The 13,194-nt window shown below is 39.3% G+C and carries 14 protein-coding genes; 9 read left to right on the top strand and 5 right to left on the bottom strand.

Annotated features, from left to right (window positions below; genetic code table 11):
* Positions 1–95: 95 nt before the first annotated feature.
* The 6 genes from AYT27_RS00310 (at position 96) to thpR (ending at position 5,104) form a co-directional block, all read left to right on the top strand.
* Entirely contained in the window at positions 96–818 is a 723-nt protein-coding gene (locus AYT27_RS00310; protein ID WP_011180025.1) for a response regulator transcription factor, read from the top strand.
* A gap of 39 nt (positions 819–857) precedes the next feature.
* Positions 858–2,642 (top strand): sensor histidine kinase, encoded by a 1,785-nt coding sequence (locus AYT27_RS00305; protein WP_011180024.1) that lies wholly within the window; start codon positions 858–860, stop codon positions 2,640–2,642.
* Between the two features lie 23 nt (positions 2,643–2,665).
* Entirely contained in the window at positions 2,666–3,130 is a 465-nt protein-coding gene (locus tag AYT27_RS00300; RefSeq protein ID WP_011180023.1) for an HPr kinase/phosphatase C-terminal domain-containing protein, read from the top strand.
* A gap of 127 nt (positions 3,131–3,257) precedes the next feature.
* A complete protein-coding gene (locus AYT27_RS00295; RefSeq protein WP_011180022.1) occupies positions 3,258–3,656 on the top strand; it encodes a PTS sugar transporter subunit IIA in 399 nt (132 codons plus the stop codon).
* Positions 3,657–3,671: 15 nt separating this feature from the next.
* Entirely contained in the window at positions 3,672–3,971 is a 300-nt protein-coding gene (locus tag AYT27_RS00290; protein ID WP_034447596.1) for an HPr family phosphocarrier protein, read from the top strand.
* 593 nt (positions 3,972–4,564) lie between these two features.
* A complete protein-coding gene (gene thpR, locus AYT27_RS00285) occupies positions 4,565–5,104 on the top strand; it encodes an RNA 2',3'-cyclic phosphodiesterase (RefSeq protein WP_011180020.1) in 540 nt (179 codons plus the stop codon).
* A gap of 127 nt (positions 5,105–5,231) precedes the next feature.
* On the opposite strand, the gene grpE is transcribed toward thpR, so the two are convergent.
* Together grpE and hrcA are read right to left on the bottom strand one after the other, a co-directional pair.
* Positions 5,232–5,894 carry a nucleotide exchange factor GrpE gene (gene grpE, locus AYT27_RS00280; protein WP_011180019.1) on the bottom strand — a complete coding sequence of 221 codons (663 nt, stop codon included), beginning with the start codon at positions 5,892–5,894 and terminating at the stop codon, positions 5,232–5,234.
* Positions 5,895–6,029: 135 nt separating this feature from the next.
* A complete protein-coding gene (gene hrcA, locus AYT27_RS00275; protein WP_011180018.1) occupies positions 6,030–7,100 on the bottom strand; it encodes a heat-inducible transcriptional repressor HrcA in 1,071 nt (356 codons plus the stop codon).
* Positions 7,101–7,410: 310 nt separating this feature from the next.
* Here hrcA and rdgB point away from each other — a divergent pair, with 310 nt between their 5' ends.
* Complete coding sequence (rdgB, locus tag AYT27_RS00270; protein ID WP_011180017.1) at positions 7,411–8,058, top strand: RdgB/HAM1 family non-canonical purine NTP pyrophosphatase; 648 nt, start codon at positions 7,411–7,413, stop codon at positions 8,056–8,058.
* Positions 8,055–9,254, top strand: a complete 1,200-nt coding sequence (gene hemW / locus AYT27_RS00265) for a radical SAM family heme chaperone HemW (RefSeq protein WP_011180016.1) — start codon at positions 8,055–8,057, stop codon at positions 9,252–9,254. The genes rdgB and hemW overlap by 4 nt, the downstream gene beginning before the upstream one ends.
* Positions 9,255–9,451: 197 nt before the next feature.
* On the opposite strand, the gene dapE is transcribed toward hemW, so the two are convergent.
* From dapE to AYT27_RS00250, 3 genes are all read right to left on the bottom strand, one after another.
* Entirely contained in the window at positions 9,452–10,624 is a 1,173-nt protein-coding gene (gene dapE, locus AYT27_RS00260) for a succinyl-diaminopimelate desuccinylase (RefSeq protein WP_011180015.1), read from the bottom strand.
* Positions 10,625–10,846: 222 nt separating this feature from the next.
* The gene (locus tag AYT27_RS00255; RefSeq protein ID WP_011180014.1) at positions 10,847–11,593 is read right to left on the bottom strand and encodes a M48 family metallopeptidase; all 747 of its coding nucleotides are present in this window, start codon (positions 11,591–11,593) and stop codon (positions 10,847–10,849) included.
* 36 nt (positions 11,594–11,629) lie between these two features.
* On the bottom strand, positions 11,630–12,409 hold the full coding sequence (locus tag AYT27_RS00250; RefSeq protein WP_011180013.1) for an alpha/beta hydrolase: 780 nt from the start codon (positions 12,407–12,409) through the stop codon (positions 11,630–11,632).
* Positions 12,410–12,602: 193 nt separating this feature from the next.
* Here AYT27_RS00250 and infC point away from each other — a divergent pair, with 193 nt between their 5' ends.
* Positions 12,603–13,121, top strand: a complete 519-nt coding sequence (gene infC / locus AYT27_RS00245) for a translation initiation factor IF-3 (protein ID WP_011180012.1) — start codon at positions 12,603–12,605, stop codon at positions 13,119–13,121.
* The last annotated feature ends 73 nt before the right edge of the window (positions 13,122–13,194 follow it).

The following is a 13,194-nucleotide window of genomic DNA, read 5'->3' as shown; positions in this document are numbered from 1 at the left end:
ATGTGAACTCCCATATAAATACCTTAGGTTAAATAGCGTAAATAATTTGCTAACATGGCAATAAAAAACACGGCAATAGAAAGGTCTAAAAAGTCATGAAAGATAATCCAACAATCACACAAACGATTGTACTTGTTGATGATGACCGCAATATTTTGACATCGTTATCTTTTGCGCTTGAAACAGAAGGCTACCGAGTTGAAAGCTATACAGATGGAGCATCTGCTCTCAAAGGTTTAACACTCCACCCCCCACATTTAGCTATTTTCGATATTAAAATGCCCCGAATGGATGGGATGGAACTTTTGCGCCGTTTACGTCAAAAGTCTGATATTCCAGTTATTTTTCTTACCTCTAAGGATGATGAAATTGATGAACTGTTTGGTCTTAAAATGGGAGCAGACGATTTTATTACCAAACCTTTTTCTCAACGTCTTCTCATTGAGCGGGTGAAAGCTATTTTGCGCCGTGCAAGTACTCGTAATCAACCGCTTACAACAGGAGCTTCACCCACCTCTTCTCTTAAACGCGGAGATCTTGTGATGGACCAAGAACGTCACACCTGTACATGGAAAGATAAACCTGTTATCCTAACCGTTACAGAATTCTTGATTCTACAAACCTTAGCACAAAGACCAGGAGTGGTGAAAAGTCGTGATGCTTTGATGGATGCAGCCTATAGTGATCAAGTCTATGTAGATGACCGCACTATCGATAGTCACATTAAACGTCTGCGTAAAAAGTTTAAACAAGTGGATGATGATTTTGCAATGATTGAAACACTTTACGGTGTAGGTTATCGATTCCACGAGGTATAATGCTATTTTGTCGCAGAAATTTGAACGGCAATCAAATCGATGACAAAAAATACTCAACTGGAAACCCTGCAAAAAATAACACCAAATGGTCTTCCCTCATCTCCCTTTTCTATACTTTCCGATTTGCGCTTTCGGACACAACGTCTTCTCAGACAATTGCTTTTTTCCAGTCTTACACGCCGTATTGTCATCTTAAATCTTGCTGCCCTTGCTATTCTGGTTACAGGCATTTTATATCTTAATCAATTTCGTGACGGTTTAATTGAAGCGAAAATCAAAAGCTTATGTATCCAAGGAAAAATTATCGCTGGAGCCATTGCTGCTTCTGCAACAGTAGATACAAATTCTATTCTCATTGATCCCCAAAAGCTTTTAGAATTACAAGCTGGAGAAAGCGTTACACCTGCACCTCAATCAACAGACTCTTGGGACTTTCCCATTAATCCTGAACAAGTTGCTCCTCTTTTACGACGCCTCATCACACCTAAAACGACAAGGGCACGTATCTATGATCGTGATGCTACTTTGCTTCTTGATTCACGCGTTCTTTATTCTAGTGGTGAAGTTTTCAGCTATGATTTACCCCCACTTAAAACTGAAAAAAAACTGTGGGAGCGCCTCTATTCATGGTTTTCAAATGCACTTTATGGCAATGGTCTTGCCATCGATAGGGAGCAAGCAAAAAAACGGGGTATTGTTCATCCAGAAGTTTACCGAGCTCTTAATGGATCACTTGCAACCGCTAAACGACGCAACAGACAAGGTCAATTAATCGTTTCTGTCGCCGTGCCTGTTCAACGCTATCGAGCTGTGGTAGGTGCGCTTCTTCTTTCAACCACCGGTTCGGATATTGATGACATTGTAAAAGGTGAAAGACTGGTTATTTTTAAAGTTTTTGCCGTCGTAGGCAGCGTGCTTTTGGTACTTTCTCTCTTTTTAGCCCATACGATTGCGCATCCATTGAGTAAATTATCTGCCTCCGCCAATCGTGTGCGCAATGGCAATAATAAGCGTGTTGAAATTCCCGATTTTTCAATGCGCGAAGATGAAATTGGTCATCTTTCAACCTCTATTCGTGACATGACCAATGCCCTTTATATGCGTATTGAAGCCATTGAGCGCTTTGCTGCTGATGTAAGCCACGAATTAAAAAATCCGCTTACCTCACTGCGTAGTGCTGTTGAAACCCTTCCTTTGGCTAAAAATGAAGAAGCACAGGAACAATTGATTGAAATTATTCAACATGATGTGCGTCGTCTTGACCGTTTGATTACTGATATTTCTGATGCATCGCGACTTGATGCAGAACTTGCTCGTGAAACGGCGCAAATTGTTGATGTAACACTACTTTTGGAAAGCCTTGTTCATGCTGTTCAGGAAGTGTACCGTAATAGGCAAAACATTGATATAAGCCTTAATATTATCCCACGTCCTCATGGAAAACCTTACCTTGTATTGGGACATGAACTCCGTTTAGGGCAAGTAATTTCCAATCTCATTGAAAATGCACGTTCTTTCATTCCCCATGATAACGGCAAAATTTGTATAACTATGAAAAGTAATGCTGCAAATCTTGTCTTAATTATTGAAGATAATGGCCCTGGTATTCGCTCAGAAAATATTGAACGCATTTTTGAACGCTTTTATACTGATCGACCAAGCGAAGATACATTTGGACAAAACTCAGGACTCGGTCTTTCTATTAGTCGACAAATCATTGAGGCTCATAATGGGACAATTACAGCAGAAAATATTGTTGACCCCGAACTTGAAAATAGTAAAACTGGCGCACGTTTTATTATTGTCCTTCCCTTCGCTCGATAAACCCTTTACCCAAAGTAAAAGGCATGAAAACAAAAAATAAAATACTCCATGCAAATTGCCTCCAATTGGGAGGAAAAGGTCTGCTGATTATAGGTCCATCTGGTTCAGGAAAATCAACTCTCACACTCTCCTTGCTCGACCGTGCTGGATGGTCAAAACGTGAAGCAAAACTTATCAGTGATGATTATACAATGCTGCGTGTGGAAAATGGAAAACTTCAAGGATCCACTCCAGAAGGTTTACAGGGTGGTATCGAAATTCGTGGAGTCGGACTTTATACGATAGAGTTTGAAAAACAAACAACCATCGATTGTGTCATTCTTCTCGGTCCTGAATATGAGCGCTTTTCCACAAATCAGACTTTCAAATTTGCAGATCTACACATTCCTCTTTTAAAACTCCCTAGCCTCCATGAAGCAGATTGTACAGCCATTTGCCAAGCTATTGAGGCATTCTTTTTTAGAAAAGTATGGTTGAAATCTGTCTAATTTTTTTCGAATAAAGAAAAAATCATACTTTTTGCCTTTTTTTTGCAAATTTTTCTTGGCAACAAAACAAAGCTTTGTAAAATGTTTTTCTCATCATATCTCTTTACTTAACAGGAGTTTTTATAAAATGATTGGACTCGTGCTTGTAACGCACGGGGAGCTGGCTGTTGAATTTCTGCATGCTGTAGAACATGTTGTTGGAACACAAGAAAAATTCGCAACAATATGCATCTATCCTGATGATGACATAGATCAACGCCGAGGCGATATTATAGCCGCAGTCTCCTCTACAGATACAAATCATGGCGTAATCATATTAACAGACGTGTTCGGTGGAACACCATCAAATATCGCTATTCCTGCCATTGAAAAAGGACGTGTTGAAATGATTGCGGGAGTTAATTTACCCATGCTTATTAAACTGATTTCTATTCGCCAATGTCCTGATATTTCATTATCAGAAGCTTTAAGAATAGCGCAAGAAGCGGGGCGTAAATATATTAATGTACCAAGTATGACCTTATAACAGATAATTAAACTCATGCTTTCCAAAGATCCTCTACCACCATCTATACTCAGTCGCCATTTCAATATCTGTAATAAACGTGGGTTGCACGCACGTGCTTCTGCAAAATTTGTCCAAATTGTTGACAATTTCAACGCCATCGTTGAAGTTGAAAAGGATGGACAAACCGTTGGGGGCTCATCAATTATGGGACTTATGATGTTAGCAGCTTCATCGGGTTGTAATCTCACTATCCGCGTTTGGGGACCAGAAGCAAGTGATGCGCTCGATGCTCTTGAAAAACTCATAAATAATAAATTTGGAGAAGAGAACTAGAGCTTTACACAAAAAAAGTATGATCATCTCTAAAAATAAAAAGAGACTTTTCCTCATCATTATTTTTATCGGATTTCTCGTTTTCTCTTAAGTCCTATCAACATTCATATTCGTTATGAATTGGCGTTATAATTACCATGGGAAAAAGTGCTTTTAGCGGTTGTGTTGTGCATAATATTTCTGCGTGTGCTCCTCTTTCCCATCGATATTTAACCAGTTTGAATACTCGTTGAGCCTTATGAAGGTCATTACGCTTAAACATTCATAGAGATAAAAATATTAAAGTCGCTTTGAATCTCCTTTTAAAAAAGATAAAGACGATCTCATAATCAAAAATCTGTTAGTTTTCCTTATTAGCTGTATTTGTGACGCTAATAACGAAAGCACAAGCGATCTTCTCAATGCATATCTTTGCGATGGAATTCATGCAAATGTGGCGTTTATTGGAATTATAATCATTCTCTTAGATTCATAATTACGCACGCCATTTTTTGGCTTTTCTTTTTCTATACCATTACACTATTGGTAGTGCTATATTAATCTTCAACTTCTCAACCATTACGCTTCAGTGGCATCTTTTTTTAAGGAAAACTATGTATCGTCTTTTTAGTGCCCTTCAGATTCCTCAAAAAACAACTCAAGAACTCATATCGCTGCAAAATGGCTTACCAAAAGCACAATGGATTAACCCACAAAACTTTCATATCACTTTGTCTTTTTTTGGTGAGATTGAAAGCTTACTCGCAGATGAACTGATACGTGCCTTTGACACAATAAAGCTTCCTCCTTTTGTCCTACACATAAAGAGTTTTGAAATTTTTAGTTCAGAAAATACGCCACATTCTCTTGTTGTCCGTATTGAGCCTTGTGAAACTCTCAACCTTTTACACAAAAAGATGCAGTGTATTCGCAATCACCTAAGATTACCTCCTGATGAAAGACAATTTACTCCGCATATCACTCTTGCTAGGCTGCTCGATATTCAACCTGAAGATCTTTCTTACTATCTGTCTTCTCGAAGTAATTTTTCGTTCCCCCCCTTTGAGGTAAACAATTTTGTTTTATTGTTATCGCCCTCTCCCTCAAGCAATGCTCCTTATATCGTAAAAGGAAGCTGGAGACTTCAAGGGTAAAAGGGCGTTCTTCCACCCTTTAGAACTCTCTTTTATAAAACGCCTCTTTATAAAACGCCTCACGAAAGTGGAAAAGTTACATATGTTGCCATATTTTGAGGTCAGAAGAAATCGTTATTGATGTTTTTTAATCCGAATCACTTTCAACAGAGATATCTTTCGCACCTCCTTTTGCGACACCCACGATAGCTGGACGCAAAACACGTTCACCGATAATGTAACCAGCCTGAACAACTTGCTGAACGGTGTTATCTGGAACATCAGAGTTAGGAATTTCAAACATCGCTTGATGAAAGTGAGGATCAAATTTTTGCCCCTCTGGATGAATTTTTTGTACCCCATGGCGTTCTAGTGCTGCTATCATTGCACGCTCTGTCATTTCAACACCCTCAGCTAATGTTTTTAAACCAGCATCATTCTCCTTTGCTCCTTCTGGAATAGCATCCAAAGCACGATTGAGATTATCAGAAACAGATAACATGTCCCGTGCAAAATTAGCAATTGAATAAGCTTTCGCATCAGCCACATCACGCGCAGTACGGCGTCGAAGGTTTTCCATATCTGCAGCAAGACGTAAAAGCTGATCTTTCAATTCTTTATTTTCATCTTGCAAAGCAGCCAAGGGATCAACCAATGCCTCTCCTCCTCCTTTAACGTCTGCATCAGCTTCTGCTGCATGCGCTTTTAAAAACTTATCGGCAGCTTGTTTAAGTGCATCGCGATCAGATGGATTTTTCAAATCGCAATTTTCAAATGAAGCGTCAGTAAATTTGTTTTTTTCATCAGACATAAAAATTCCATTCCTTCATAAGATTTGTTATTCTCGATATCGAAATTTTACAGACAAAAATCAAGGGCTATTTATGCATCTTAATGCTACGTAACTAAAATAAGCGTTTATCGTAAAAATATTCATTTGGTTACTTTAACGCAACAACTGTGACACAAGTTGAGCCGTATAATCAACCATAGGCACGATTCTTGCATAATTAAGCCGTGTTGGTCCAATAACTCCTAAAGCACCAATGACTTTTTGTTGTGAATCACGATAAGGTGCTACAACTAAAGAAGACCCAGAAAGTGAAAACAACTTATTTTCTGAACCAATAAAGATACGAACTCCCGAACCTTCATCCGTTAAATCGAGCAACTGAGCCATACTTTCACGCGTTTCAAGGTCATCAAACAAATGTCGTAACCGCTTTAAATCTTCTTCTGCCTTTACATCTTCAAGCAAATTACTCCGCCCACGAACAATAAGACGGATTTTATGATCAGCACCTTCGCCTCCCCAAAGAGCTAACCCTGTTTCAACAAGATGATGAGACAAATGATCAAGTGCAGCCCGTGTTTCTGAGCATAAACGTGCAATTTCCTCTTTAGCTTCACTCAATGTAAGCCCCTGAATATGCGCATTAAGAAAATTTGTTGCCTCCGTCAATTGTGCATGGGTAACACCTTCTGGTAAATGAACAATACGATTTTCAACCCCACCTTGTTGAGTCACTAAAACAGCAAGAGCGTGCTCCCCATCAAGGCGTACAAATTCAATATGCTTTAATGTCCCTTCGTGTTTTGTCGCGAGAACGAGCCCTGCTCCACGTGAAAGATCTGAAAGAACTTGGCTCGCTTGAACAAGAAAATGTTCAACTGATTGTGCATGACCTGCTTCCTTGACTTGAGCTTCAATATTCTCCCGCTCCTCATTTGGCAAATCACCCGCTTCCATAAACGCATCAACAAAAAAACGTAACCCTGACTGTGTTGGCATTCGCCCGGCAGATACATGAGGTGCATAAATCAAACCAAGATGTTCAAGATCACTCATCACATTGCGAATCGTCGCAGGTGATAATGTCTGCCGCAAAAGCCGTGAAAGATTTCGTGATCCTACAGGCCCTCCATCATTAAGATAAGCCTCCACAATATGGCGAAAAATATCTCGCGAACGTTCATCAAGATATTTTAGTTCATCATCAATAAGTTTGTGCTTCATCACAATTAATTCACTACTTTAAAAACACTCTCTTTTTATATAAATTTTGCCAAGGTTTGGTCAAATGGTCTAAAGCAGTGTAAAAGTATAATACATATTTATGCTATCATCAAAAAGAAAGATACTTTGTATATGCCTTTGCAATAATTGTCCTCATCAAACATAGAAGATTTCATTTGAACGAAATATTAATAAAAATGCAAAAAAAATTATATCTCGTAAAATCTGGCAGAACTCATATTATATGTTCGTTTAAACTGATTTTTAGTCCAGAAAATAACACCCTCCTTTCATTTTTAGAGAGACGTATATGAGAAGCATAGCAAACAAAAAGCTCGTCATTGCTACACATAATATTGGCAAATTGCAGGAAATTACCACCTTGGTTGCTCCCTTTGGTTTAACAATACAATCAGCCAAAGAGCTCGGATTACCTGAACCAAAAGAAACAGGAACAACATTTGAAGAAAATGCTTATATCAAAGCCTTTGCAGCTGCAAAAAATACAGGACTTCCTGCCCTCTCTGATGATTCAGGATTAGAAGTGGATGCACTGAATGGTGCACCAGGTGTTTATACCGCTGATCTCGCTCTTCAATCCGATGGTACACGCGACTTTTTAAAAGCTATGCAAAAAATAGAAGAGAAACTCCAAAAAATCGGAGCACATAAAAAAAGCCAACGAAAATGCCGGTTTATATCGGTTATATGCATTGCATGGCCCGATGCTCATGCAGATTATTTCCACGGACGTGTTGAAGGGTCATTCATTTGGCCACCACGTGGAGATAAGGGTTTTGGCTTTGATCCCGTTTTTTTACCAGATGGATATAAAAATACCTTTGGTGAAATGACAACGGAGCAAAAACATGGTTGGAAACTCAATGATCAAACACCGCTCTCTCATCGTGCATGTGCCTTCAAACTTTTAGCAGAAAACCTTTTAAAACTCTCATGAATGAACCTTTTGGCATCTACATCCATTGGCCCTTTTGCGCTGCCAAATGTCCTTATTGTGACTTTAATTCGCATGTTCGCCTTCATGGTGTTGATCAACCACGTTTCGTAACCGCCTTTGAACGTGAAATAGAAACACAATATCATAAAATAGGTCCACGTTGTATTAAGAGTATTTTTATTGGTGGGGGAACCCCATCGCTTATGACACCTCAAACTGTTGATGCCTTGTTGCAGATATTGGCAAGAACGTGGAACATCGATGATAAAGCTGAAATTACAATGGAAGCGAACCCATCCAGTGTAGAAGCAGAGCGTTTTCGTGGATACCGTGTAGCAGGGGTGAACCGCTTGTCTCTTGGTGTACAAGCACTCAATGACAAAGCACTACGACAACTTGGACGTCTCCATGATGTCAAACAAGCTCTCCATGCTATTGCTTTAGCACGGAAAATTTTCCCCCGTTTATCCTTTGATCTTATCTATGCCCGCCCCGGACAAACACTCGAACAATGGAAATGTGAACTTTTTCAAGCCATTGATTTAGCAGCAGACCATCTTTCTCTTTACCAACTAACTATCGAAGAAGGAACAGCATTTAAACGGCTCCATGCCGCAGGAAGACTGTTTCTCCCCGAATCAGAACTTGCAGCAGATCTCTATCAACTCACACAAGAAATAACCGCACTACACGGGCTTCCAGCTTATGAAATCTCCAATCATGCAATTTCTGGTGCGGAATCAGTGCATAATCTTCTCTATTGGCGTTATCACGAATATGCGGGTTTTGGTCCAGGAGCTCATGGACGCTTTATTGAGCACTCACAAAATCATTCTTCTGCCTCTTCAAAAGCAGATCCTTCTCAAATCGAAAACCGTGAACGTTCTGTCACAATCAATGAAAAATATCCAGAACATTGGCTCGAATTGGTAGAAAAGACAGGACATGGCTGTATTGAGACAGAACAATTGACGACAGAACAACAAGCAAACGAAATGCTCCTTATGGGTTTGCGTCTTTGCGAAGGTTTGGATCTTATACGCTACAAAAGCTTAAGCTCTAAAAACTTGCCCATGGAAAAACTTATCGATTTACAACAACAAGGGCTGGTAGAAATGGTAGAAAACCAACGCTTAAAAGCGACAAACAAAGGACGCATTCTGCTTGACTATATTATCAATCAATTGGCACACTAAAATCTTGATGGTTTCAACCTGTCACCTTTTGTTACATTAGTTGTGAGAGAACAATCACATACCCTTTTTCGACAGAATTACGCCTTATCTTTTCCATTCATTCGAGCCAATGTTCTGGATATTTTTCATTGATTGTGACAGAACGTTCACGGTTTTCGATTTGAGAAGGATCTGCTTTTGAAAAAACACGCGTGTGTTTACGCAAAGAAATCAACAATGAAACATTCATAAATAGAAGTGAGAGTTTCCATTGCATCAACAGTGACACACTCATCCACCATATGCATCGTCTGTCCAGGTAACCCAAATTCAATCACTGGACAATAATCTTTAATAAAACGCGCATCCGATGTGCCACCTGAAGTTGAGCATTCTGGTATATTCCCTGTCACACTTTTGATCGCATTTGATAATGTGTTAATGAGTTTATCATTTTTAGTCAAAAAAACATCCCCTAAACTTGGAATCCACTCAAGCTGATAATAAGGGTATTGACCGTTATTGTTTTTCGATTGCACTAAAGCAAGACGGTTTTCAATTTCTGCCATAAGCATTTCTTTTGTCCAAAGATCATTGTAACGTATGTTAAAATGGACCGTTGCCTGCGCTGGAATAACATTCATCGCGGGGTTGCCTGTATCAATTGCTGTTAATTCCAAATTACTGGGTTGAAAATTCTCTGTCCCTTCATCTAAAGTCGTTTGTATCAATGATTGTATAAGCTTACTTGCTAAAGGCAATGGATTAGCTGCCCGCTCAGGAAAAGCAACATGACCTTGGCGCCCCTTAACGGTCATGATACCAGAAATTGATCCTCGGCGTCCAATCTTGATTACATCACCAACAGTTTTTACGCTCGTTGGTTCTCCTACAAGAGCTGCTGTCCATTTTTCGCCTTTTTGTTCTGCCCATTTGAGAAGTTTAACTGTACCATTCAATGCAGGACCTTCTTCGTCACCGGTAATCAAAAGGCTTACCCTTCCTTTAATGGTGCGTTTCTCAAGAACTCGAGCAAATGCCGCAACAAAACAAGCAATCCCGCCCTTCATATCGACAGCACCCCGCCCGTATAATTTCCCCTGATCTATGACACCCTCAAAAGGAGGGTACTTCCAGTTTTCCAAATCACCTGGTGGCACGACATCCGTATGACCAGCAAACATAAGATGCGGGCCCTCTTTTCCCATTTTTGCATAAAGATTTTCAACATCCTCTGTATTTTTATCGGCAAAAATAGGACGCTCAACATGAAACCCCATCTTTGTTAAAAATTGTTCCAAAGTTGATAAAGCACCCGCTTCATGAGGCGTAACAGAAGGACAACGAATAAGTGCCTGTAATATCTGAAGTGGATCTGTAAGAACAGGCATAAGCGCTCTTCCAATCTAAATTGAGAGTTATAAAATTAGAGTTATTAAGCTGAATTACAAAAAAGATAAAGCAAAAACATTGAAGACACTCAGCAAACCAAGCAGGGGAAGACAATTGTGCTGAGAGCTTCAATGGTTCCTTCATCATACGTGACGAAGCATACAGATAACGGTGTTTTTAACAAAAAGTTCCATTCATTATTGGCTTCTTCAAGGTTTTTTTCATATCTCCAACCTATATGAATGAAAATTGACTGCCTGCAACATATGACCATTTTCCTTCAACCAAGTGCGATATGCTTCACTTTTTGGGCAAAGTTTTTCACAAAGAGCCCAAAATTTTGGTCCGTGATTCATTTCAATAAGATGAGCGACCTCATGGGCAACAACATATTCAATAACTTCTTGTGGCGCCATAACAAGACGCCAAGAAAAAGAAAGGTTACCATGTATTGAACAGGAACCCCAACGACTCTTGGTATCTTTATAACAAATTGATTTCACTTTACGCTCTACTTTACGTGCATAGCATTTCACCAATGGCGTTATAATGAGTGCAGCCTGCTTTTTTAAAACATCAGCAATGCGTCTTGGCAGGTATTCTAATTGCCCATAAACAACAATTTTGGGCTCTTGTCGTACATCCCCTGCAACGATTTCTGTTATTCCGCGTCCTTCTTTACGCTGTATGGTATGTGGAATACCCAATAAAGGAATCTTTGTACCCTCTTTGAGATAAGAATTTGCGTGAGCAATTTGCACGCGAGCAAGGCGCGCTTCAATCCAAGATTGGTGCTTTGCAATAAAACCTTGAATCGAATAGAGGTTTATTGCCGGTGGCGTTGTTACACAAATTTCCCGACCCCTCGCATCAATACGTAATATAAGACGACGTGCGTACTTATTTTCGCGTACCCTTATCGGCACAATGCGATCAGAGAAAATAAAATGCTGTTCATAAATGGTCATACATTATATCTTTATCATCAATGAATTATTTGGTCCTTATCCTGCATTAATTCGGTCAATCAATATGCTTAACACTGTTTCAAGACACTCTAAATCCTGTGGACGCGAAAAACGGTGATCTGCATCACGAACGAGTGTCAACGTTACATCATGTAAAGGCAAATGATTCATTAAAGTCAATGTATGTTGATAGGGTATCTTATCATCCTCCATTCCTTGTAGAATATGAATAGGACAACCAATATCAAGACATCCTTTCATAACACAGTTGTCTCGTCCATCTTCAATCAACCCTTTTGTAAAAGGCATCGGCTCCTCATCACCAACTGCAGGTCGTTCAATATACCCTTTTTCTTCCAAAATTTTCCATTCCTCCAGGCCCAATTTTGGTTCCACTAATGTTTGCGTAAAATCAGGAGCTGGCGCAACCAACACCATGCCAGCAAGCCTTTTATTTTTCTGGGCTAACATCATAGCAAGCTTCAATGCAATCCACCCGCCCATAGAAGAACCAATCAAAATTTGTGGCCCTTCACAATAGGTCTCAAAAATCGCTAAACTCTCCTTAACCCAACGTGAAATTGTTCCTTGAAAAAAATCACCTTCAGATTCTCCATGACCAGAGTAATCAAAACGTAAACAGGACAAGTCATTCTTTTGCGCAAAATTATCAACCAACATCGCTTTGCTTCCTAACATATCGGATTGATAACCAGAAAGCCAAACCAAACCAGGAAAGCAATGGCCTTTGCGATGCCGAACTGCAAGAGCAGTATTTTCAAACGAAAAAAATTGACAAGGAATATTTTGATCCATTATTCTCTTCCTCCATAAAATATTTTCTCTTCATAAAAGAAAAATTTCTATCCTCTAAATTATCTCCCAAAATCATAAATCAAATAATGAAAAAGCATGAATTCTAGTTGTTTTTCTGTGTATAATTGTATATTAAATTGTATTGTAGGTGAATCAAAATTAAGGAGCGTAAACCATTCGCAAACCATTTAAAATGACACATACCCCAAAAGATGGGCCACGTGCAAATCAAGATATTCGGGTTCCTCGCGTTCAACTTATTAATGATGAGGGGCAACATCAAGGAGTGGTTACAATACAAGAAGCTCTTGCTATGGCTGCAGAAGTCGGCCTTGATTTGGTTGAAATTGTACCAAATGCAGAACCTCCTGTGTGTAAAATTATCGATTTGGGCAAATTGAAATATCAGACCCAAAAAAAAGCGGCTGAAACACGTAAAAAACAAAAAGTCATTGAGATTAAAGAAATTAAGATGCGTCCAAATGTTGATGTTCATGATTATGGAGTCAAGCTCAAGGCTATTCATCGTTTTATTGGTAATGGCGATAAAGTAAAGATTACTTTGCGTTTTCGTGGACGTGAAATGGCACACCAAGATCTTGGATTAAAGCTTCTTCAGCGAGTTAAAGAAGATACAAGTGAAATTGCTAAAATCGAATCTGAGCCAAAACTCGAAGGTCGTCAAATGATGATGGTGATAGCAGCTAAATAATTTTTCATGGGAGTAATATAGAGAATACAACTCATCTAGAGTTGGTTTAGGAATATGATTTAAAAGTGCCACG

Source organism: Bartonella henselae str. Houston-1 (genome assembly GCF_000046705.1).
Classification (GTDB): domain Bacteria; phylum Pseudomonadota; class Alphaproteobacteria; order Rhizobiales; family Rhizobiaceae; genus Bartonella; species Bartonella henselae.
The sequence above is the reverse complement of the archived record's forward strand: the minus strand, read 5'-3'. Positions and strand labels throughout refer to the sequence as shown.